This window comes from Actinomadura coerulea (assembly GCF_014208105.1).
Taxonomy (GTDB): domain Bacteria; phylum Actinomycetota; class Actinomycetes; order Streptosporangiales; family Streptosporangiaceae; genus Spirillospora; species Spirillospora coerulea.
On record NZ_JACHMQ010000001.1, the window covers coordinates 5,590,052 to 5,610,337 of the forward strand.

Consider the following 20,286-nt stretch of genomic DNA (forward strand, 5'->3'; position numbering starts at 1 on the left):
CTATCCGGCCAGTAACGCGGACGTGACCAGAACGCCAACGTCTCCGCTCTTTTTGTCAGGCAGACAAAAAGCGATCCTCGCTGCGTGACCGAGGACCGATGGACCCCGCCCGCCGTCATGCTCGCCGTCGACCTAGTGATCTTGACGTTGCGCGAGTCGAGCCTGAAGGTGCTGCTCATCGAGCGCGGTGTCGAGCCTTACGAGGGTGCGTGGGCGCTTCCTGGCGGGTTCCTGCGGGACGCCGCGGAGGACCTCACCGCGGCGGCCCACCGCGAGCTGGAGGAGGAAGCGGCGATGGACGCCGCGACGCTGCATCTTGAGCACCTGGGGGTCTACGGCGCTCCGGGGCGCGACCCGCGCGGCCGCGTGGTGTCCGTCGCCTATCTGGCGATCGCGCCGGGGCTCCCGGAACCGACCGCGGGCACGGACGCCGCCGGCGCCCGGTGGCAGCCGGCCGATCAGGTCCTCTCCGGGGAACTGGAGCTCGCCTTCGACCACCGGCGGATCGTCGAGGACGGTGTCGAGAACGCCCGCGCCAAGCTCGAGCACTCCGCCCTCGCGACGGCGTTCTGCGCTCCGGTCTTCACCATCACCGATCTCCAGCGGGTCTATGAGGCGGTGTGGGGGATCCCCCTCGATCCCCGAAATTTCTACCGGAAGGTTCAGAAGACCAGCGGGTTCATCGTCGCGGCAGGGCCGGAGCGGAAGGTGACGTCCGGGAGACCGGCCCGGCTGTTCAAGGCGGGTCCGCGCACATTCCTGTACCCGCCGATGGTCCGGCCCAGCGAACCATCGAACACGAAAGGACCGGAGGAATGAACGACAGCCCGATCGTCGTCCTTACCGCGCTCGACGTCGAGTACGAGGCCGTCCGCGAGAAGCTGGACGCTCCACGAGTCCACCGCCATCCGCAGGGCACTCGGTTCGAGGTGGGGCGGCTGGCAGGCGGCAAATGCCGGATCGCGTTAGGGCTCGTCGGCAAGGGCAACCAGTCCGCGGCGGTGCTGACCGAACGCGCCATCACCGAGTTCTCCCCCGTCGCGCTGCTCTTCGTCGGCGTGGCGGGTGCCCTGCACACCCATATCCCCCTGGGGGATCTGGTGGTCGCCACCCACGTGTACGCGTTCCACGGTGGGACGAGCGAGGACGACGGCTTCAAGAGCCGGCCACGCGTGTGGGAGGCGTCGCACGGCGCCGACCAGCTCGCACGGCATGTCGCGCGCGACCGTGCATGGGCGGACGATGGCCGCACCGGCAAGGTGCACTTCGGGCCGATCGCGGCAGGCGAGGTCGTCCTCGACTCCAAGGTCTCGGCGTACGCCCGCTGGATCAGGCAGCACTTCAACGACGCGCTCGCGATCGAGATGGAAGGGGCCGGCGTCGCTCAGGCCGCGCACCTGAACAGATCGCTGCCGGTGGTCGTGGTTCGGGGAATCAGCGATCGCGCCGACGGCACCAAGGAGACCACCGACCGCGAACAGTGGCAGGCCCGGGCGGTGGCCAACGCGGCGGCGTACACCGTGGCCCTGGCCGAGAACCTGGCCGGCGAGGAACGGGACCGCGCTCGGTCCGAGGCGAACGACCCGAAGGGGAGCAGCGACATGCCCGGAACGACCCGCAACGTGGCCAAGGACAACGCACGGGTGGGCGTGCAGGCAGGTCAGGTGTACGGCGGTATCCACGTTTCCAGCGAGCGAACCGCACCGGCCGACCCGGCCGAAGCGATCGCCGGCCTGGCCGCCCGGCTCCAGCAGGCCCGGACGTCCGGCCAGCTGGACGAGGACACCTACCAGGCGGCCCAAGCGGAGCTCGCCGCCGCCGGCGAGACCTTGCTGACGACCGCGCCGCAGGACATGGGCGCCGTGACGCTGGCGCTGAAGAAGGTGCGCGGACTCGTCGCGGACGTCGCGATCCTGGCCGCCGAGGTCGGGACGATCATCGCCCTGGTCCAGGGTCTGTCATGACCGAAACGCACGCCACCGCGACGAACTACGCGGCGGACAACGCCCAGATCGGCGTCCAGGCTGCGATCGTGCACGGCGACGTCCACCACTACGCGCTCTCTGCGAACGCCTCGCCCGCGGAGCGGTTCGAGATCGGTGTCCGCCTGCTCGACGGCGGCATGTCAGACAGGGCGCGGCAGCTCATACGCGAAGCCGTCGTGGACGGCCACAGAGGTAGCGAAGCCTGCTTCTACCTACGGCTTGCCTTGGTCAGCGGCCGGACCCGGCACGAGATGCCTCCCGAGGACGCCGAGATCTTGTGGAATGCTCCGCGTCTGTGCCACGTCTCCGGTGGAGACGCATGGGCCGACGGGGTGAAAACCATCGGCCGCCTGCTGGAGGCCGCACGGCTCCCGGACGCGGACATGCGTCTCCTCCTCAAGGATCTCGACGGGCTTGCCGAGCCTCAGCGCCCGATGATCCTGCGACACATGGAGCTGTTCCTGGAAGGGCCACTCCAGGACGAGATGTGGAAACGTTCGCTGGAAAGCGCCGAACAGAACCAGAAGGCGAAGGACCGGACCGACCGTGTCTGGAAATTCTTTCAGCCGGACCCCCTCGGTCCACGGGTGCCTGATCCACGGCCTCCCAACACTCCCCGAAGCCTCCGGGTGCAGGCGGTGGCCGCAACGGCGGTCCTGGCCGCGGCGGCGTTTCACATCGGCTACCTCTTGGCCCGGGACCTCCAGGTAGTCGCGATGCTCGTGTGTCTGCTGAGCATCGGAGGCGGCTACTTCGCCGCGCGCGGTGGCCTGGAGTGGCGCTTCCGCGTCGAGCGGCTCCGAGCGAAGGACGCCGAGTTCGCGCCGCCTCGCGCTCGCACGGCCAGTCCACCTTCTGGCGGCTTCGCCAGCAGGGTCGACCAGCATTTCGACCACTACTTCGCCAGGTACGTTCCGCGCGACACGAGCCGCTCAGCCTGGCTGGACGGTACGGCTGGCATTCGCCGGAGCATTCGGGACGAGATGGTCGGCGTCTACAGGGAGCAGCGGGCAGGGGCCGAACGCATCGCCTGGCTTGTCCGGCACCGGGTGAGCGAGGTCAGGAAGCGGTGGGAGAACGACACGCTGTGGGACTACCGCCGGGAACTCGCGGTCCCCCTGCCCACGAAGGCCGTGACACTTCTCGGAAGTGCCACGTGCGTGATCGGAGCCTGCCAGGCGATGGTGACGGCGACACAGATCGCTCCCCTCGGGGCGACGCGTTCTACGGCTATCGCGCTCGCGGCAGGATTCGTGGCCGTCCGCGCCTGGCTGCGCATCGTCCTCGAACGCAGACGGCACGCCGCCGACAAGGCGGAGGTCGCGCAGGTGCGCGCCGCATGCGATGAGGCCTTCCTGCGCTGGAAGGAGAAGCTGGCCGACAAGCCCTCGGATCGGGAGATGGCGGCGTGGTTGGACTGCGACCGAAAAGTACTGCTGGATGAGGCGCTACGCCACTACAAACTCTCCATGAGCGACCTGATCGCCCATGCCTTCATCGAAGCGCCCGGCACCCCGACCCGCCGCGCGAGACTGAAGCATGGTCCGTGGCGCTACACGCGCTATCGCCTGACGCTCTTCCTCCTCACAGCTGACGGGATACGCCAGTTCAGGGCCGACCTCGACTTCGAGCAGGGCGCTTTCCGCGGCCATGAACGCACCAACTACCGCTACGAGTCGGTCGCAGCGGTGCTGGTGCGCCAAGCAGAGCGCGATGAACGCAAGTTCGAGCTCGCGCTCGTCAACGGAGAGCGGATCCGGGTCGACGTGTTGGCCTCCGGAACGGAAGAGCTGCTGGTGGACGAGAGTTTGGGAGAGGTCTCGGAGGTGACCTTTGACTCCGCGGGTCTCGGTCACACCCTTCATGTCTTGGAGGGCGTCGCCGCCGAAGGCAAGCGGTGGATCACCCAGGAGCGCCGACGAAAGGCCGACCGCGTGCGTCCGGGCGCATGAAAGCCGGTCGGGACGGACGCTGCGTCCGGGAATTGTCCGTCCATGTCAGGGGACACCGCGCAATGGCCGCGTCGTGCTGCTCGTGCTGGTGGGCACGAGCAGCGGGGCGGTGGGGGTTAGGCGACGGCGGTTGCTTCTAGTTCGACCATCAGGGTGGGGATTGCTAGGCGGGTGACGCCCAGCATCGTGGTGCTCGTGGCAACTTTGGCGGCGGCCAAGCGGGACGCCAGGACGCCGTAGTGCTGGAAGAGCAGGTCGACGTCGGTGGTGTAGACGTTGAGGCGGACGAGATCCGCCAGGGACATGCCGGCCTCGCCGAGCACGGCCTCCAGGTTGTCGATGCTCAGTGCGAGCTGCGCCGCCATGTCGCCGGCGTGCTGGGGCTTGCCGTCTCCGCTCATCGCGGTCTGGCCTGAGCAGTACAGGGTTCGGTTGTGTCCGGAGACGACCTCGCCCTGGTTGTAGCCCAGGTCCACCGACCAGGTCCACGGGTTGACCGTCGTTCGCTCCATTGGCGGACAGCTCCATTCGATTCGTTGACAGTGCGTCGTCGGGCCGCTCCATAGCCGCCCTCTGACGTCGTGAAATGAGCCTCCCAACGAATCACGACATCCTGTGTCATGTATTTCGGTAGGTTCTTGGCGTGCGTGCTGACCGGTTGGTTTCGCTGGTGCTGTTGCTGCGCCGGCATGGTCGGTTGTCTGCCACGGCCCTGGCCCGGGAGCTGGAGGTTTCGACCCGCACCGTGCTGCGCGACATCGAGGCGTTGTCCGCGGCGGGGGTTCCGGTCTACGCCGAACGGGGTCGGCACGGCGGGTTCGCGTTGCTGCCCGGTTTCCGGACCGAGCTCACCGGGCTGAACCACGAGGAGGCGCTCGCCCTGCTGGTCGCCGGTTCGCGGCGCGGGGCGCAGGCGTTCGGGCTCGGCTCGGCGCTCGCTTCGGCCATGCTGAAGGTGGTGGACGCGCTGCCGGAGAGCTATCGGGACACCGCTGCCGACGCGGCCCAGCGGCTGCTCATCGAACCGGACGCCGATCTTCTCGCGCGCCGGCTGGTCGCCGAGGAGGTGCCTGAGGCGGTGGTGGCCGAGGTCAGGCGCGCGGTGTTCGCCGGGCACAAGCTGCGCATCCGCTACGCGGCTGTGGACCAGGCCGCGAAGTGGCGCACGGTGGACCCGATCGGGCTCGTCACCGCCCGCGGCCTGGGCTATCTGCTGGCCACGAGGTCCGGTGCGGATCGCACGTACCGGCTGTCGCGGATCTCGGCCGCCGAGGAACTGGACGAACCCGCGCAGCGGAAAGAGCGGGTCGATCTGGATCGGGCGTGGCAGGAGCGCAGCACGCGGTTCCGGACGGGCGGCGACCAGGTCGCCGTACTCGCACGGGTGAATCCGGTACGGCGAGGACAGCTGGTGGGCACGGCGTTGGCCGTCCTCTCCGAGGAGGACGACACGGACGGCTGGCCGCGGCTGGAGGTGACCTTCCAGGATTCGAGGCACGCCGTGTGGGCGCTGTGGCAGCTCGCCGACGACGCGGAGGTTCTCGCCCCGCAGTGGCTGCGCACCTCGCTACGCGACCGGGCAGCCGCCATCGCCGCGCGCTATGGCGACTCGTCTTGACGAACTCGTCGCCTGTTCTGGGCCGCCCGCCAGTGCCAGGTGGCTTCCGTCGTTTCCACTTCCCGCCGCCGACCGCCGGAAGGTCCCAGCGGGGCGCCTCCGCCGGGACCTTTCGGGGAGTCTGGTCAGAGGTCGAGGTCCCCGGCCTTCACGCGGGCGAGGAGCCCGGTGAACGCCGTGCGGTCGAGGGGAATGTGACCGCTTTCGGGGTTCTTGCTGTCCCGGACACCGATCGTGGTCGGCAGCTTCGCGACCTCCACGCACTCTTGTTGAGAATTGCTGCGACTGCTCTTGCGCCACCTGGGCCCTGCGAAGTCAGCACTCATGGCCCGATCATCTCCCCTGCCCTCTGTCGGAACAATGCCGTGCTGTCCTCCTGCGACAGGGCGACGTCCGAGATGACCGCGAAAGCCTCGGTGTAGCAGTCGATCTCGTGCGGCTTGTCCAGGTACAAGGCTCCCGTGAAGCCCTGCACATAGACCGTCGGGGGTTCGTGATTGCGTCCATCACCGGTGGTCGGAAACCGCATGAGGATGAACGGTCCGGTTTCGAGCCCTCGATGCGCTCCCGCCGAGAACGGCACAACGCGGACGGAGATGTCGGGTCGCTCGTTCGCTTCGGCGAGCCGGTGGAGCTGAGCCGCCATGATCGCCGGTCCGCCCACGGCCCGGCGAACGACGGCCTCGTTCAGGACCACCTGGAGGGCCGGGGGCGCTGTGAGGCGGTTCACCAGTGTCTGCCGCCGCATCCGCAACTGCACCAGCCGCTCGATCTCCTCGTCATGCAGGTGCCCGTTGTTCCTCATGATCGCGCGGGCGTAGTCAGGGGTCTGAAGCAGCCCGGGGACCAGCTCCGGCGAGTACTCCTCTCGACTGATCGCCGCCTCTTCCAGGCCGATGAACAGATCGAACCCGTCCGGGATCACGTCGCCGTAGGCGTGCCACCAGCCCTTTCCCTTGGTCTCCTTGGCGAGGCCCATCAGGGCGATCTTCAGTTCCTCGGACGCACCGTACACGCGGCACATGGTCTCCACGTCGTGAGAACGCAGGGACGTTTGGCCGGTCTCGATCCTCCACATCTTTGCTTCGGACCATTCGAGCGCTTTCGCCGCGACTTGTACGGTCAAACGCGCATTAGTCCGAAGTTCTCGGAGATACCGGCCGAGTTGCCGCCGGGGGACGGTCGAACCCGTGGTTGCTTCCGACACTCACATCACCTCCATCTCGCATCTCGGGGCGGCCTTTCACCCGGAATGAAAGCATCCCCTCGCTCGGTCCGCAACGGGTCTCTGACCTGCGAAAATTCTCGCGCGTCAATCGATCCGACTGCTTGCGGACCACGCTTTCATAGTGCTCTACTCGGAGTCAGCACGGGAGTGAATCGCGAGAATCCGCGATCACGGCGAGCCGGACAGGGCGCCCGTTCCGCGCATCGCCACATGAAATGGATCAACAGTCCCCCGCACCAAAAAGAGGCCGATCATGAAATGCGACCGACGTTCCCCGGGCGGCTCCCGCCGGGCGCCCGGAGCGTGACCCCGTGGGAGCGCACGAACGGACATCCCGAGGGCACCGTTTCCCGCCGCCTCTCCCCGAGTTAAGCCGAACGCGCGGACCCGCCATGGTGATCCCGCAACGCGAGCGGATCACCTTTCTCGTCCTTCTCGCGGACGTCCTGGCTCCCTGCGCCGGTGTGGTGACCGCGTTCGCCGTCATCGAGGGCTTCGCCGTACTCAACGTGATCTCCATGGAGCCGGCGCGGCGCGCCGTGACGGTCGGGTGCCGCTACAGCGGGCACGGGGCCTGGTGGCTCTACTACGTCCACAGCGGTGAGCTCATCGGACCGGCGAACGACCTGGCCGGAGCGGCACGCCAGATCAGGAACCAGATGGAAGTGGCGGCCGCGGCATGAATCCGTCGATTCCGGGTGGCCCCGGCGAGGACGGCTCGAAAGGTGCGGCGTTCACGACCACGCTGGGGAATCTGCTGCGAGGTCAGAAGCTCGCGGTCGAGAACGTCGGCGCTCTGCGCGTGCGTGTGGCGAAGGAGCCGGAGGCGCCCGGCGTGGAGGTCGAATGCCGGCGCCGTGCGAGCGACGGCGATCGCTGGTGGTTCGTCCAGGGCGGTGTCTGGATGTGCGAGGCCGACAGCCCTGTCAACGCCGTCGTCCTGGTGAAGGCGGCCCTCGGAACGGAGGCGGGCGGGTGAACGGGCCGATGGGGTAGCGGGCCGGAGGCCATTGGCGCGCCCCGGGGTGTTTTCGATACGTCGACGATAAGTGCCGAGTCGTAGCGTTCGAGGCACCCACGAAAGGAGGAGCCCGTGGCTGAAGATGAGGAATGGGATCGGCGTTCGCTGCTCCGGGGCGCCGCTGTGGTAGCCGGAGCCGCCGCGACCGCGCCCCTGCTGAGCGGGGCGGTCGCGGCGCACGCCGACGATGGTGACGCGGACGCGCTGTTCAAGGCCGGGAAGTTCGAGCAGGCAGGCCGTGCCTACGAGGAGATCCTCGAAACGGACCCCACGAACGTGCACGCGGCCCGCCAGCGCGGCCATGTGACTCTACTGGTCAACCAGTTCCCGGTCGCCGAGAAATACCTCCAAATGGCTCTGAAATTGGCGCCCACCGATAAGGACACCAATCAACTCCTGGGCGACTGCTATATCCGGCAAGACAAATTCTCCCTCTCCGTCCCTCGCTGGCAGGCGGTCGGCAAGGACGTCTACGCCAAATGGTTCGGGGCGGTTCGCGGCGAGCCGTACCAGGTCCACGGCGACATCGCGCGGCTGCCCTGGCAGCAGATGGACCCATCACCCCAGGTCGAGGCATCGGTCAACGGCGGACCGCCGAAGCGCTTCATGTTCTACACCGGCGCCCCGTGGCTGGGCATGTCCGCGGACGTGGCCAGGGAAGCCGGGCTGACCGCCGTGGCCGAGCAGCAGATCGATTACCTGGACGGCACCGCATGGCAGTACTTCGGGGTCCTGGAATCCTTCAAGCTGGGCGATATCGAGCTGCGCAACATCCCCGTGGAATGGTCGGAGACGGACCAGGCATCGCCCGGAGGCCCCAGCGACGGCCTCATCGGGACGTGGGTCTTCTACCACTTGCTGACCACCTTCGACTACGCGGGCCGGTCGCTGATCCTGCGCCGTCCGACCCCTGAAGCGAGCGGCAAGGCACGGCGCGGCGCCGCTCGGGCGGGCACCAGGCCCCTTCCGCTGTGGCTGGGCCATGAGCACGAGCTGTACAGCAGGGGCAGCATCGATGGTTCCGGCTCGCGAGTGATGGGCCTGTCCATCGGGGGAACCAGTGAGAGCGCCGTGGTCATGCCCGAGGAAACGGCCCGGCGGCTGCGGGTCCGCACCGACTACGACCGCCCGTTGGAGACGTTCGCGCACAGCCACCCGGCCGTCGCCTACCCCTGCTATCCGAAGGAGATCCGCCTCGGCGACGCCGTCGCCAGGGAGGTCTACTGCGTGGCGAACCCGACCAGTAGGCCTCCTCGCTCCGGGTTCGACTCGCTGGGCGCCTTCTTCCATCCCTTCTTCAAGCCCTACAACGTCACCCTCGATTTCACCGGCATGAACCTCTACATCGTCCGAGGCAAAGCCGCCTGAGCGAGCAAGACGCCCGACCCACGCTCGCCTGTGCGGACGTCCTCGACTCGGCGCCATAATGGCGCGAACTGCCACGAACCAGGTGCGCCCGCCGGGCTCGTTCGGGACCGGCGGTTATGCGGGCGCGGGCTGGGAAGACGATCTCTGGTACGTGGCGGTGGACGGGTTGCCCACAGGGAGTTCAGGGGGAGGTAACAGCCCATCCGGAACGCCTCGGCGCTGTACCCGGACGTCGTGGTCGAGACGAACAGCCGGTGTGGCGGTCCGGGCAGGTCGCCGGCGTGCGGCAGGCGGCGGCCCGGATCGACCCCAAGACGCGCACCCGTGTCGGCGCCGTGGCGACCGTCGATGACGGTCGCCACGTCCGGTCGGCCCGCGGGCAGCTACCTGATCAGGCTGACTGCCGTGTCGGGCGCAGCGGTACGTGCCGGTGACGGTCCGCTCGCCGGACACCGCCGGGCGGGTCGTGGTGCTGAACGCGACCACCACCTGGCAGGCGTCCAACATGTGGGGCGGCCACGACCTGTACGAGGGGTCGTCCGGGTACGACACCCGGTCCTACGCGGTCAGCTTCGACCGTCCCTACGACAGGACCGGCGCGGGCAAGTTCCTGACCTACGAGCAGCCCGCGATCGCTCTGGCCGAGAAGGCAGGTCGTTGTCGCTGGCGTACGCCACCGACAACGACCTGCACAGCGATCCCGCCCTGCTCGGCAAGGCGCGCGGCCTGCTCACGCTGGGCCTCGGCCCCGAGGCGGACGTGATCGCCCGCGGCGGCCCCACGCCGCCGACACTGGAGATCGTCGGACGCTCACCGATCAGCTGCGGGACCGGCAGCGCCGTCCCGCACGCGTCCTACTACACCACCCGCAGCGGCGCCTGGGTCTTCGCCACTGGCACCATGCGCTGGGTGTGCGTGATGCGGGGACGCGCCTGCGGCCACGGCGTCAACGAGGCGGGCTCCGCGTTCGTCACGCGGGTGACCGACACGCTCGTCCGGGCGATGGCCGCCGGGCCGCTCGGGCACGGCCATCCGTTCCGCCCCAACCCCAAGGAGCTCGCCGTCGCGCCCTGAGGCACGCGGCCGCGACCGGGCCCGCGGGACGCTCGCGTCAGGCGGGGCGCGGCGCGAGGGAGTGCCTAGGCATGACGAAGAAGGGCCGCCTTGGAGAGAATGCCGCTCCACCGGTGTGCGCGGCGGCCCTTTTCCGAAGAGATCAGCGTCCCGCCATGATCGCGATGAGGCCGAAGAAGAGGATCAGCCCGCCGACGATCTCCCAGAAACCGGGATAGCCGTGCTCCTCCCAGTGGCGGTGCAGGTCATCGCTGTTCCGTCGGCGCCGGTCCTCGGAATCCCAGCGGGAAGACCGTTCCCGCTGGGATCTGTAGTAGTCGTTCGTTCGCTGCTGATGACGATAATGATCGTCGTGCATTGCCGCCCTCCCCGCTCGTCATTCAAAGCATGACATTCATGCTGATCGACTACTAGAGGACCCGAGTGGAATGGCGGTTGATCGGCATTGGAGTCGCCGGCGTTGCCGACTTTCGCCGTCCACAGGGTGTGGACGGGCGGAGGCGCCCCCGAAGGGCGGCCTTCGGGGGCGCCTCTGGCCGGTGCTCCGGTTCTAGCGGCGGGCCTTGACCTTGTAGGTGGCCTTCTTCGGGGCCGGGGTGGGGGCCTTGGCCGTCTTGCGCGGGGTCTTGCCGGACTTGATGATCTGCCTGAGCTTGGCGGCGACCGGGCCGGACGCGAGGCTCTGCGGGGTGTTGCCCGCGTTGATCCCGTTGCCCAGGTTGAGGACGCCGGTCAGCTTCATCGAGTTCTGCGAGGCGGGCGACGGCAGGCCCATGAGCTGGTTGATGACGCCGTCGAGCATGCCGAACGGGCCGCAGCCCCTGGCGGCGGGGACCTCGATCGGCGCCTCCAGGGAGACCGCCGCCGGGACGAAGCCGAGGTGGGGGTCGCCGTTCGGGGAGCCGGCCAGGAAGTCGGTCGGCAGGCTCGCGTTGATCGGGCCGATGACGCAGGTCGTGCCGAGCAGCTGGTTGTTGAGGTGCACGTTGAGCGGCACCCGCACGCCGAGCCCGGTGTCGGTGAGGTAGGCGTGCACCTTGCCGGCCAGCGTCTGGCTGATCGTGAGGCGGTTGACGTCCCACATCGCGGCGGGCGACTTGCCGAGGATCGGGCCGATCAGCGGGAACTGCCCGATGAGGCCGCCGGGCACCTCCACCTGCTTGGAGATGAGCTGCTGGCCGACCACGGGCGGGTCGAGGACGAAGTCGCCGGTCTCGTCGGGCGCCCCCAGGGAGCCGGTGATGCGGATGGCACCGCTCGGCAGGCTCTGCCGGAAGGTGCCGATCTTGACGTCGCCGCCGGTGGTGACCTGCGACTGGCAGAGGGACTCCACCGCGCACTGGTTCTGGAAGCGCGCGGCGGGCGTCGGGCTGCTGCCCGGGGCCCCGGCCGGCACCGCCGGGTGGGACGTGCCGGACGGCGGGGAGGCCGGGTCGAAGTGCCCGATCAGGCCGCGGCCCGGCTCGGTGAACCACAGGTGCCCGCCGGGGCCGTTGACGATGCGGGTCGGCGCCGAGAGGGTCGCCGGCAGCGGGTACTCGGCGATCTCGCCGGTGGAGGGGTCGAGGCTGCCGATGTTGCTGGCGGCGGCCTCGGTGAACCACAGCCTGCCGTCCCGCGCGACGATGCCGGTCGGGTCGGAGTCGGGGCGCGGCGTGGCGTACTCGGCGACCTCGCCGGTGGCCGGGTCGATGCTGCCGATCCGGCTGACGCCGGGCTGGGTGAACCAGACCTTGCCGTCCGGGCCTGACGTGATGTCGCCCATGCCCGGGTAGCCCTGGAAGGTGAACGGCGTGTCGTAGGAGGTGACCTGGCCGGTGGCGGGGTCGAGTCGGCCGATCCGTCCGCTGGTGTCGGTGAACCACACCGCCTGGTCCGGGCCCACGGTGACCGCGTACGGGGACAGGCCCGTCGCGTACGCCGTGACGTTCCCGGCCGGGTCGACCCGGCCGATCGTGCCGGCGTACCCGCCGGTGATCCACACCGATCCGTCCGGCCCCGGTGCGATGCCGTTGACCTGGGCGTTGGCGAAGTTCACCGCACCCGTCACCGGCAGCTCGAACAGCGTCGCGGCGCCGTTGGCCGGGTTCACCCGGCCCACTCGCGGGACGCTGTAGGACATGTCGGTGAACCAGAGCGCGCCGTCGCTCGCGGCCGTCATCGCGTCCGGGACGCCGACCTGGCCCTGCGAGTTCTCACCGATCTTGAACTCGGTGACCTTGCCGTCGGCGCCGACGCGGCCGATCCCACCGGCGTTCGCGGCGTACCAGAGGGTGCCGGACGGCCCGGCGGCGAGCCCGACCGGCGCGACGTCGGGCACCGGCAGCGCCACCTCGGTCACCTGGCCGTCGGCCGACGCCGGCGGCACCGCCGCGAGCGGGCTGAGACCCAGCACCGCGGCGAGGGCGAGTGATCCCACCCGTGTACGTCGATGGCGCATGCCATCGCCTCCTATGGTTCCTCATCCCCGAAAGCCGACAGGAGTAGCGGTGGTCGCGAGGGACCACGGTGGCCGCGCGGGACCACGATGATCGTGAAGGACCACGGGGGCCAATAGAAACGCTGGAGTGTCCAGAGTCAAGCAAGATCGTCAGAACGGGCCGCTACCGGCCAACCGGTACACGGGAACGTTCCGGGACGCATCTCCGGGCGCGGACCACGTCCGCGCCCGGAGACGTCCCCCGGACAGGCGGCGAGCCGGAAACGCGTCGGCGTTTCCGGCTCGCCTAGGCGGTGCGGAGGGCCGGGGGTGGGCGGCCTCCGCGGTCGTGTGCGCGGATATCAGGGGGTCACGGCGAGGTGACGTTGATCTGCGGGAAGGTCAGGCTGCTGTTCTTGACGATGTAGGCGCCGTTCAGCGAGGCGGAGTCCCCGTTGTGCGCGATGCCGAGGCAGCCCGCGGTGACGTTGCTGACCGTGAGCCCGCTGCCGGTGGCCGTCAGCTTGCCGGTGCCGTTGGTGTAGGTGCCGGCCGCCGTGCCGGCGATGTCCAGCTGGCAGAGGCCTCCGGCCGCCGAGGCGTGCGCGGAGATGCCGCTCAGGCTGCCCGGGGTGACGCCCCCCGTCGAGGTGGCCCCCGTGACGTTCACCTTCCAGGGAAGGGCCTTCGGCGTCACCGTGAACGAGAACCCGCCGCCGTTGCAGTTGGTGAACGAGATCGCGCTGATCGTTCCGACCTGGAGCGGCGAGGCGCCGCTCTTGGTCCCGTTCGGGATGCTGCCGGAGCCGGTGGACGCGGTGCAGGTCACCGAGATGCCGGTGCTGGTGTCGGTGATGACGAGGTTGCCGGAGTTCGTGGCGGTCACCGAGCCGCCGTTCGTCACGGTCGCGGTGAGGTTGGCCGCGTGGGCCGGGGCGGCGAGGAACAGGGCGAGCGCGGAGGCGCTCGTGGCGGCGAGGGCCGCAGAGGTGATCTTGCGCACGGGAATGACCTTTCCTGGGGGTGGACCGGGTGCCTGGGGACGGGCACGGGCCTTCCTGCGTGGGTGGGTGTGAGCTCACCATTCACCTACTAGCCGGTACGGTAAGCGGAGATTTTCACGGCGGACAAGGTTCGGACGCGGAGCCGACGCCGATTCCGGCAAGGTCTGTCAACGGATGAGTAAATCGCTTCGCCGAGTTTGTGCGCCGATGAGGAGACGCCGGGGGCGTTGAAGCGGTCAGACCGGAATGCGCCATTGAGGATCGCCGATACCGGCGGCGCCGTCGGCTCACCGCAGCGAGAGCCTTCCTGCGACCCTATTGCTTTTCCACGCCGCCGTTCCGGGACCTTTCCGACCAGGAATCCCATGGGTATTTTGAACGGCATGTCGCTTCCGGTGGGGCAGTCCGTTCCGGCGCGCGGAGGGGACGGCGCGATCGCCCGACCCGAGCCGGCGCCGCCCGAACTCGTGGAGGTCCTGCGGTCGGGGCTCCCCGGACTGGCCGAGGAGATCTACACGGCCGTCCGCGCCACCGTCCCCGACTTCGCGGTCGCCGACGGCGGCCCGCCCAGCCCGGAACGGGTCGTGCGGGAGGCCATGCGCAGCTACGTGGCGCGCTTCGCCGACCCCGCCGAGCCGCTGGACGGGCTCCTGGAACTGCTGCACTCCTTCGGCCGCAAGGAGGTCACCGGCAACCGGAGCCTGGAGTCCCTGCACGCCGCGATCCACATCGCCTTCGACACCTCCTGGCACCGCATCACCGAGGTGTGCGTCCGCAACAAGGTCTCGGGCGCCGACCTGGCCCGCGTCGCGGAATTCCAAATGGCCTTCATGGACCAGATAATCGACCCGATAGTGGAGGCATATCTGGACCAGGGGCGGAATGCGCCGGTCGACCTCGTCCATTCGCGCAGGCTGCTGATGCGAAGCCTTTCCACGCGTCCGGTCGCCTCTCGCGAGACGGTCGACCACCTCGCCGGGAGACTCGGCTGGAACGTGCCGGAGACCGCGACGCCGGTCGCGGTCCGCCGCGGCACGCGGTGGCGGCCCGCCGCCGCGCGCAGCGACGTCCTGGCGGCCCTCGGCGGGACCGCGCCCTGGCTGCTGGTGCCCGGCGGGGTGGACGAGGCCCGCCGCGCGCTGCTCGGCGCGGCGCTCGACCGCGGGCCCGTCGTGGTCGGCCTGACCGTGCCGCTCGGCGAGATCCCCGACGCGCTGCGCTGGGCGCGCGGCGTGCTCGCCCTCGCCGAGGACGGCGTGATCGTCCCCGCGCCGCTGATCCGCGCCGAGGACCACCTGCTGGACCTGTGGCTGACCTGCGACCCGCCCCTGGTGGAGGAGATCGCGCGGCGCCGCCTCGGCGGCCTGGCCGGCCTCCCCGACGGCAAGCGGCGCGCGCTCACCGAGACGCTGCTGGTGTGGCTGGAGCAGTGGAGCACGGCGGCGGACGTCGGGCGCCGGCTGCACCTGCACCCCCAGACCGTCCGGTACCGGCTCCGGCAGATCAGGAAGGAGGTCGGCGGCCGGCTGGACGACCCCGAGACCCGCTTCGTCCTGGAGGCGGTCCTGAAGGCCCGCAGGCGGACGCCGCCGGGACGGCCCGCCTCCTGACACCCCGTCACCCACCCCACGGAGCGTGTGCGATGCCGAGGCCGTTCTCCCCGGGCGGCATGACGCCGCCGGAGTCCGCCGAGCTGCGCGAGCTCGTCGAGGCGCTGTCGCCGGACGTCCGGACGGCCGTCGTGCCGGGCCTGGTCGACGAGATCGCGGAGAGGATCCGCGCCGCGATCCCCGCCTACGCACGGCCTCCCGGAAGCGCTTACAACCGCGTCATCCGCATGGCCGTCGAACGCAACGTGCTCGGCTTCCTGGACTGGCTGGCCGACCCCGCGCAGCCGCTCGACCGCCGCGACGAGCTGTGCCGCAAGATGGGCGCGTTCGAGGCGATGGAGGGGCGCCCGCTCACGGTGCTCCAGTCGGCCTACCGGGCCGCGACGCAGGTCGCGTGGTCCCGGATCCGGGCGATGCTGGACGACCGGGTCGCGTCCGTCCTGGCGGTCTCCGCCCTGGCCGAGGCCGTGATCGCCTACATGGACGACGCGGCGGCCCTGTCCAGGGAGGGCTACGAGAGGGCCAAGGCGGAAGCGTGCGAGGGGCGCGCCGCCGCCCGGCTGGCCCTTCTGCGCGCGCTCGCCGGCTCCGCGGCGCCGGTCGAGCCGGACCCTGCAGCCGACTGGCCGCTCCCGGACGAGGTCACGCTCGTCGCCCTGCCCTCGGGGACGCTGCCCGTCTGCCCCTTACTGGACGCCGACGTCCTGCTCGACCCGGAGGACCCGGCGCCCTACCTCCTCGTCCCCGGGCCGCTCACCGGCGACCGGCGGGCGATGCTCGAAGCGGCCCTGGCCGGGGAGCGCGCCGCCGTGGGCCTCACCGTCCCGCTCGCCCGCGCCGCCGACTCGCTCCGCTGGGCCAGGCGCCTGCTCGACCTGAGGGACGTCCTGCACGACGGCACGCTCACCCTGTGCGAGGACCATCTGATGAGCCTGTGGCTGCTGGCCGACGGCGCGCTGATGGACCAGATCGCGCGCCGCGGCCTGGCGCCCCTCGCCCCGCTCAGCGAGCGGCGCAGGCTGCCGCTGGTCGACACGCTCGCCGTCTGGCTGCGCACCCGCGCGCCCGCCACGCGGATCAGCGAGGAGCTCGGCGTCCACGTGCAGACCGTCCGGTACCGGGTGCGCGTCCTCGAACACCTCCTCGGCGACGAGCTCGCCGACCCCGGCACCCGGTTCGCCATCGAGGCCGCGCTGCGCACCCGCGGGCTCCGCGCCCGGCTCCCCGATGCCCCTCCGGCGCCCTGCGCACCCGACACGGGGACCTGACCCCCGGCCCGGCCGCCGCCCTCGCGCGCCGCGACTCGATCAACGATTGACCGCGGGCTGCCTTTCGCCAGCCGGGCGGCCGGGACATCAGCCCAGTGCATGCCCGCCGGGGGCGGACTCACGAAGGTCCGGCCACCTGCGGACCTTCGCCCCTAATCGGACGCATGCCCGCTGTACAGGCTGTTTGCATGAAACCGGACGAGATTCTCGCTACCGAGACCCTGCGCCGGCTCTGCTCCGGAGGGCCGGTGACATCGGTCTACTTCAACCTGACCGCGCCTCCCGGGGAGGAGGACGCCGCCCTGCGCTGGGACCGCATGGCCAGGCGGCTCCGCGCGCAGGGAGCCGGCGACGCCGTCGTGGAAGCGCTGGACCGGCTGGTCGCCAGGGCGGAGCCGGGGTCCGGAACGCTCGCCGCGTTCGCGCTCGACGGCGACCCGGAGCCCGCGGCGGTCGAGATGCCGGACGCGCGGCAGCCCGATCTCGCCGTGCGCGGTGCCGTGCCGCGCCTCCTGCCGCTGCTGGCGTGGCTCCAGGAGCGTCCGCCGTACGTGCTCACCCTCGTCGACCGCAAGGGCGCCGACATCGAGACGTGCCGGGGCGGGACGAGGACCGCGAACACGAGGACGATCGACGGCCCCGACGACGAGATCGTGCGCAACGCGCCGGGCGGCTGGTCCCAGTCGCGCCACCAGCACCGCGCCGAGGACTCCTGGGAGCACAACGCGACCAGGGTGGCGCACGCCCTCGCCGACGACCTCGCCGCGACCGGGGCCCACATGCTGCTGCTCGGCGGCGACGTGCGCGCCATGCAGTACCTCACCAAGCACCTCCCCGAGGGCGTCCGCCATGAGGTGACCGTCGGCCACGTCTCCGGAGGGCGGAACCGGGACGGCGCGCGGCGGCGCCGCCAGACGCAGGTCAGGGAGCAGGTGAGCCGGTGGGCCGGCGAGGAGACCCGCGGGCTGCTCAAGCGGCTGGACGAGGGGCGCGGCCCGTCCGGACTCGCGGTGGAGGGCGCGGCCGCCACCCTCCGGGCGCTGGCCCGCGGCCGGGTCGGCACGCTGCTGGTGGCCGACGACCCCGCCGACCGGCGGACGGCCTGGTTCGGCCCCTCGCCGGCGCAGGTCTCCGACCGGCGGGGGTCCCTCGACGAGTCGGGCGCGGACCCGGTGCGGCACGGGCGCCTCGTGGACGTCGCCGTCCGCGCCGCGGTGCTCACCGGGGCCGAGGTGCGCGTCCTGGACCCCGGGACGCCGGACCTTCCCGCGCAGGGCATCGGAGCCCTGTGCCGCTATGCCTGAGGCGCCGGGGCTCTGAGGCCTCGCCGGCCGGGCGGAAACGTGAGGGGACGGGTGCCATGCGCGTCAACGACGAGGTGGGGGCGGCCTCCTACCTGGGGACCTTCGTCCCTGCCGCCGCGTGCTCGGGCGGCGGCACGCTGGAATGGTCCGTGTTCGCCGAGACCGCTCTGGAGCCGTTGCGATGACGTTCACAGGGATACAGGGACTGGATCGGAGCATCGACACCACCAACCGGTGGATCGCCGATGTCGCCGAAGCGTTCGGGACCGAGGACCGCCGGTTCGCCTACCGGGCGCTCCGGGCCTGGATGCACACGCTGCGCGACCGGCTGACGGTCGAGTCGGCCGCGCGCCTGGCCGCCCAACTGCCCGAACTGCTGCGCGGGGTGTACTACGACGGGTGGAGCCCAGGTCACGTGCCCCGCAAGTACGACCTGCACGAGGTCACCGTCCACTACGCCGAGCAGGCGCGCATCGGACGCGACGACGTGCCCAAGACGGCGGCGATCGTCACCGAGGTCGTGTCGTCCAAGATGGCTCCGGGGGGCGTGGAGCAGGCGCTGTGGAAGCTGCCCGAGGAACTGCGCAAGCTGTTCCAGCCGGGCGGCGAGCCGGAGGAGCGCGCCGCGGCCCACGCCGGGACCCGTCCCTCGGCGCACCGGGCCGTCATGTGAGGCCGGTCAGCCCATGTGGGCGAGGAACCAGTCCGTGGCGTGCTCGGCCACGGCCCGCAGGGCGCCCGGCTCCTCGAACAGGTGGGTGGCGCCCGGCACGATCGTCAGCTGGTTCTGGCAGCGCATGCGCTGCTGCGCCCGCTGGTTGAGGGCGAGGACCTGCCGGTCCTCCCCGCCCACGATCAGCAGCGTGGGGGCGCGGACGTCGCCGAGGCGGCGTCCGGCCAGGTCCGGTCGCCCGCCTCGGGAGACGACGGCGGCGATGTCGGCGCCGGGCGCGGCTGCGGCCCACAACGCCGCCGCCGCGCCGGTGCTCGCACCGAAGTAGCCGACGCGGGCGCCGGCGGTCTCCGGCCGGTCGCGGAGCCAGCCGGTGGCGGCGACGAGCCGGTCGGCCAGCATGCCGATGTCGAAGACGTTGCCGCGGTCGAGCTCCTCCCCGGTGGTCAGCAGGTCGAACAGCAGCGTGCCGAGGCCGGCCCGGTTGAGCCCGGAGGCGACCAGCCTGTTCCGCGGGCTGTGCCTGCTGCTCCCGCTGCCGTGCGCGAACGCCACGATCCCGCCCGCCCGCGCGGGGACGGTGAGATGCCCGGTGAGCTCCACGAACCCGCCGTCGATCCACACATCCTCGTCGACCACCGGCGGATCGTCCGCCTTCTCAGGAGAGCGGTTGGTGCCTCCCCCGGGGTCGACGGCTCCGCCAGCGTTGGTGGCTCCATACGGGCTGACCCAACCAAGGTCGGAGGGCCCGCCGGGGGCGGTCTCCCCGTCCGGGCGAGGCCGGCCGGGGGCGACGGCTCCGCCCGGGTTGGTGGCTCCACCCGGGTGGGCGGCGCCGCCGGGATCCGCGGAGCCTCCGGGGCCGGCCGGTTCCCCGGGGTTGGTGGCTCCGCCGGGGTGGGCGGCGCCGGCCGGGTTCGCGGCTTCGGGAGGTTCGGGGGTTCCGGCGGGGTCGGAGTCGTGCCGGGCGCTGGGCGGCGGTGCCGCGGCGCGCTCCAGGAGTTCGACCACCTCGCCGTCGGACGTCTGGCCGAACTCGCGGTACCACTGGCCGACGGCGTGGAAGAGCTCCGGTTCCAGCAGGCACACCACGTCGTCGGCGACCCGGCGCAGCTCGGCGAGGGTGTCGGGTGAGCCGACGGGGACCGCCAGGACGACGCGGCGGGCGCCCAGCGCGCGGGCGACCTGGCAGGCGGCGCGCGCGGTGGCGCCGGTGGCGACGCCGTCGTCGACGACGACGGCCGTGCGGCCGCTCAGCTCGGCACGGGGCCGGCCGCGGCGGAAGCGTTCGACGCGGACGTCCAGTTCGGCCTGCTCGCGCCGTCGCGCGTCGGTCACGTCGGCCTCGCCGAGGCCCGTGAGCCGGACGATCTCGTCATTGACGATCAGCACGCCGCCCTCGCCGATGGCGCCCATGGCCAGCTCGGGCTGGAACGGCACGCCGAGCTTGCGGACCACGATCACGTCCAGGGGCGCGCGCAGCTCCCGGGCGACCTCGAAGGCGACGGGCACCCCGCCGCGCGGCAGCCCGAGCACGACGGTGCCGCGGCCGCGCGGTCCGCCCGGCAGCTCGCCCAGGCGCTCGCCCAGGCGCCGTCCGGCGTCGGCGCGGTCCTCGAAGTCCAGCATCGTCACCTCCCGGGTCGGGGCGCGGGCACCACCGCCACCGGGCAGCGGCCGGCGGCGGGCGACCCGTCGTAGGCGATCAGGACGGAGCGCATCCTCTCGTGATCCTCCATCGGCCGCCTCCCTCCTCTACCGC

21 protein-coding genes are annotated in these 20,286 nt (G+C 71.0%); 14 read left to right on the forward strand and 7 right to left on the reverse strand.

Annotated features, from left to right (window positions below):
* The first annotated feature begins 84 nt into the window (after nt 1–84).
* From BKA00_RS25650 to BKA00_RS25660, 3 genes are read left to right on the forward strand one after another with little or no spacing between them, the layout of a single operon-like run.
* Nucleotides 85–819 (forward strand): NUDIX domain-containing protein, encoded by a 735-nt coding sequence (locus tag BKA00_RS25650; RefSeq protein ID WP_185028976.1) that lies wholly within the window; start codon nt 85–87, stop codon nt 817–819.
* Nucleotides 816–1,964 carry a 5'-methylthioadenosine/S-adenosylhomocysteine nucleosidase gene (locus BKA00_RS25655; protein ID WP_185028978.1) on the forward strand — a complete coding sequence of 383 codons (1,149 nt, stop codon included), beginning with the start codon at nt 816–818 and terminating at the stop codon, nt 1,962–1,964. The genes BKA00_RS25650 and BKA00_RS25655 overlap by 4 nt, the downstream gene beginning before the upstream one ends.
* Nucleotides 1,961–3,937, forward strand: coding sequence for a hypothetical protein (locus BKA00_RS25660; protein WP_185028979.1), 1,977 nt, complete (start codon nt 1,961–1,963; stop codon nt 3,935–3,937). Before BKA00_RS25655 ends, BKA00_RS25660 begins: the two co-directional genes overlap by 4 nt.
* 116 nt (nt 3,938–4,053) lie before the next feature.
* On the opposite strand, the gene BKA00_RS25665 is transcribed toward BKA00_RS25660, so the two are convergent.
* Nucleotides 4,054–4,449, reverse strand: coding sequence for a RidA family protein (locus tag BKA00_RS25665; RefSeq protein ID WP_185028981.1), 396 nt, complete (start codon nt 4,447–4,449; stop codon nt 4,054–4,056).
* A gap of 131 nt (nt 4,450–4,580) precedes the next feature.
* Between BKA00_RS25665 and BKA00_RS25670 the strand changes: the two genes are divergently transcribed.
* Nucleotides 4,581–5,555: a helix-turn-helix transcriptional regulator gene (locus BKA00_RS25670; RefSeq protein ID WP_185028983.1), complete on the forward strand. Its 975-nt coding sequence runs from the start codon at nt 4,581–4,583 to the stop codon at nt 5,553–5,555.
* A gap of 125 nt (nt 5,556–5,680) precedes the next feature.
* On the opposite strand, the gene BKA00_RS25675 is transcribed toward BKA00_RS25670, so the two are convergent.
* Together BKA00_RS25675 and BKA00_RS25680 are read right to left on the reverse strand one after the other, a co-directional pair.
* On the reverse strand, nt 5,681–5,881 hold the full coding sequence (locus BKA00_RS25675) for a DUF397 domain-containing protein (protein ID WP_185028985.1): 201 nt from the start codon (nt 5,879–5,881) through the stop codon (nt 5,681–5,683).
* Nucleotides 5,878–6,762, reverse strand: a complete 885-nt coding sequence (locus BKA00_RS25680; RefSeq protein ID WP_185028987.1) for a helix-turn-helix domain-containing protein — start codon at nt 6,760–6,762, stop codon at nt 5,878–5,880. The genes BKA00_RS25675 and BKA00_RS25680 overlap by 4 nt, the downstream gene beginning before the upstream one ends.
* Before the next feature lie 413 nt (nt 6,763–7,175).
* On the opposite strand from BKA00_RS25680, the gene BKA00_RS25685 reads away from it, so the two are divergent.
* From BKA00_RS25685 to BKA00_RS25700, 5 genes are all read left to right on the forward strand, one after another.
* On the forward strand, nt 7,176–7,466 hold the full coding sequence (locus tag BKA00_RS25685) for a hypothetical protein (RefSeq protein WP_185028989.1): 291 nt from the start codon (nt 7,176–7,178) through the stop codon (nt 7,464–7,466).
* Nucleotides 7,463–7,762, forward strand: a complete 300-nt coding sequence (locus BKA00_RS25690) for a hypothetical protein (protein ID WP_185028991.1) — start codon at nt 7,463–7,465, stop codon at nt 7,760–7,762. Before BKA00_RS25685 ends, BKA00_RS25690 begins: the two co-directional genes overlap by 4 nt.
* Before the next feature lie 114 nt (nt 7,763–7,876).
* Nucleotides 7,877–9,172 carry an aspartyl protease family protein gene (locus tag BKA00_RS40610; RefSeq protein WP_185028993.1) on the forward strand — a complete coding sequence of 432 codons (1,296 nt, stop codon included), beginning with the start codon at nt 7,877–7,879 and terminating at the stop codon, nt 9,170–9,172.
* A 424-nt stretch (nt 9,173–9,596) separates the two neighbouring features.
* Nucleotides 9,597–9,935: a N,N-dimethylformamidase beta subunit family domain-containing protein gene (locus BKA00_RS40885; protein WP_420829694.1), complete on the forward strand. Its 339-nt coding sequence runs from the start codon at nt 9,597–9,599 to the stop codon at nt 9,933–9,935.
* The gene (locus BKA00_RS25700) at nt 9,830–10,246 is read left to right on the forward strand and encodes a N,N-dimethylformamidase beta subunit family domain-containing protein (protein ID WP_185028995.1); all 417 of its coding nucleotides are present in this window, start codon (nt 9,830–9,832) and stop codon (nt 10,244–10,246) included. The genes BKA00_RS40885 and BKA00_RS25700 overlap by 106 nt, the downstream gene beginning before the upstream one ends.
* 142 nt (nt 10,247–10,388) lie before the next feature.
* Here the strand turns inward: BKA00_RS25700 and BKA00_RS25705 are convergent, their stop codons facing one another.
* The 3 genes from BKA00_RS25705 to BKA00_RS25715 all read right to left on the reverse strand — a co-directional run bounded on the left by BKA00_RS25705 (nt 10,389) and on the right by BKA00_RS25715 (nt 13,668).
* Complete coding sequence (locus tag BKA00_RS25705) at nt 10,389–10,604, reverse strand: hypothetical protein (RefSeq protein WP_185028997.1); 216 nt, start codon at nt 10,602–10,604, stop codon at nt 10,389–10,391.
* Between the two features lie 192 nt (nt 10,605–10,796).
* Nucleotides 10,797–12,686, reverse strand: coding sequence for a Vgb family protein (locus BKA00_RS25710; RefSeq protein WP_185028999.1), 1,890 nt, complete (start codon nt 12,684–12,686; stop codon nt 10,797–10,799).
* A 349-nt stretch (nt 12,687–13,035) separates the two neighbouring features.
* Nucleotides 13,036–13,668 carry a hypothetical protein gene (locus BKA00_RS25715; RefSeq protein ID WP_185029001.1) on the reverse strand — a complete coding sequence of 211 codons (633 nt, stop codon included), beginning with the start codon at nt 13,666–13,668 and terminating at the stop codon, nt 13,036–13,038.
* Nucleotides 13,669–14,052: 384 nt separating this feature from the next.
* On the opposite strand from BKA00_RS25715, the gene BKA00_RS25720 reads away from it, so the two are divergent.
* From BKA00_RS25720 to BKA00_RS25735, 5 genes are all read left to right on the forward strand, one after another.
* A complete protein-coding gene (locus BKA00_RS25720) occupies nt 14,053–15,279 on the forward strand; it encodes a PucR family transcriptional regulator (protein WP_185029003.1) in 1,227 nt (408 codons plus the stop codon).
* A gap of 32 nt (nt 15,280–15,311) precedes the next feature.
* Nucleotides 15,312–16,547, forward strand: coding sequence for a PucR-like N-terminal domain-containing protein (locus tag BKA00_RS25725; protein ID WP_185029006.1), 1,236 nt, complete (start codon nt 15,312–15,314; stop codon nt 16,545–16,547).
* 248 nt (nt 16,548–16,795) lie between these two features.
* Nucleotides 16,796–17,851 (forward strand): baeRF2 domain-containing protein, encoded by a 1,056-nt coding sequence (locus tag BKA00_RS25730; RefSeq protein ID WP_185029008.1) that lies wholly within the window; start codon nt 16,796–16,798, stop codon nt 17,849–17,851.
* Nucleotides 17,852–17,907: 56 nt separating this feature from the next.
* The gene (locus tag BKA00_RS40035; protein ID WP_268248215.1) at nt 17,908–18,036 is read left to right on the forward strand and encodes a hypothetical protein; all 129 of its coding nucleotides are present in this window, start codon (nt 17,908–17,910) and stop codon (nt 18,034–18,036) included.
* Nucleotides 18,033–18,524 carry a DUF2267 domain-containing protein gene (locus BKA00_RS25735; protein WP_185029010.1) on the forward strand — a complete coding sequence of 164 codons (492 nt, stop codon included), beginning with the start codon at nt 18,033–18,035 and terminating at the stop codon, nt 18,522–18,524. Before BKA00_RS40035 ends, BKA00_RS25735 begins: the two co-directional genes overlap by 4 nt.
* Nucleotides 18,525–18,530: 6 nt before the next feature.
* On the opposite strand, the gene BKA00_RS25740 is transcribed toward BKA00_RS25735, so the two are convergent.
* Nucleotides 18,531–20,153, reverse strand: a complete 1,623-nt coding sequence (locus tag BKA00_RS25740; protein WP_185029012.1) for a phosphoribosyltransferase family protein — start codon at nt 20,151–20,153, stop codon at nt 18,531–18,533.
* Nucleotides 20,154–20,286 lie beyond the last annotated feature (133 nt).

Coding starts and splice junctions, on each gene's coding strand:
- BKA00_RS25655 (WP_185028978.1), top strand. CDS start 816: ATGAACGACAGCCCGATCGTCGTCCTTACCGCGCTCGACGTCGAGTAC.
- BKA00_RS25660 (WP_185028979.1), top strand. CDS start 1,961: ATGACCGAAACGCACGCCACCGCGACGAACTACGCGGCGGACAACGCC.
- BKA00_RS25665 (WP_185028981.1), bottom strand. CDS start 4,449: ATGGAGCGAACGACGGTCAACCCGTGGACCTGGTCGGTGGACCTGGGC.
- BKA00_RS25675 (WP_185028985.1), bottom strand. CDS start 5,881: ATGAGTGCTGACTTCGCAGGGCCCAGGTGGCGCAAGAGCAGTCGCAGC.
- BKA00_RS25685 (WP_185028989.1), top strand. CDS start 7,176: ATGGTGATCCCGCAACGCGAGCGGATCACCTTTCTCGTCCTTCTCGCG.
- BKA00_RS25690 (WP_185028991.1), top strand. CDS start 7,463: ATGAATCCGTCGATTCCGGGTGGCCCCGGCGAGGACGGCTCGAAAGGT.
- BKA00_RS25705 (WP_185028997.1), bottom strand. CDS start 10,604: ATGCACGACGATCATTATCGTCATCAGCAGCGAACGAACGACTACTAC.
- BKA00_RS25710 (WP_185028999.1), bottom strand. CDS start 12,686: ATGCGCCATCGACGTACACGGGTGGGATCACTCGCCCTCGCCGCGGTG.
- BKA00_RS25720 (WP_185029003.1), top strand. CDS start 14,053: ATGTCGCTTCCGGTGGGGCAGTCCGTTCCGGCGCGCGGAGGGGACGGC.
- BKA00_RS25725 (WP_185029006.1), top strand. CDS start 15,312: ATGCCGAGGCCGTTCTCCCCGGGCGGCATGACGCCGCCGGAGTCCGCC.
- BKA00_RS40035 (WP_268248215.1), top strand. CDS start 17,908: ATGCGCGTCAACGACGAGGTGGGGGCGGCCTCCTACCTGGGGACCTTC.
- BKA00_RS25735 (WP_185029010.1), top strand. CDS start 18,033: ATGACGTTCACAGGGATACAGGGACTGGATCGGAGCATCGACACCACC.
- BKA00_RS25740 (WP_185029012.1), bottom strand. CDS start 20,153: ATGCTGGACTTCGAGGACCGCGCCGACGCCGGACGGCGCCTGGGCGAG.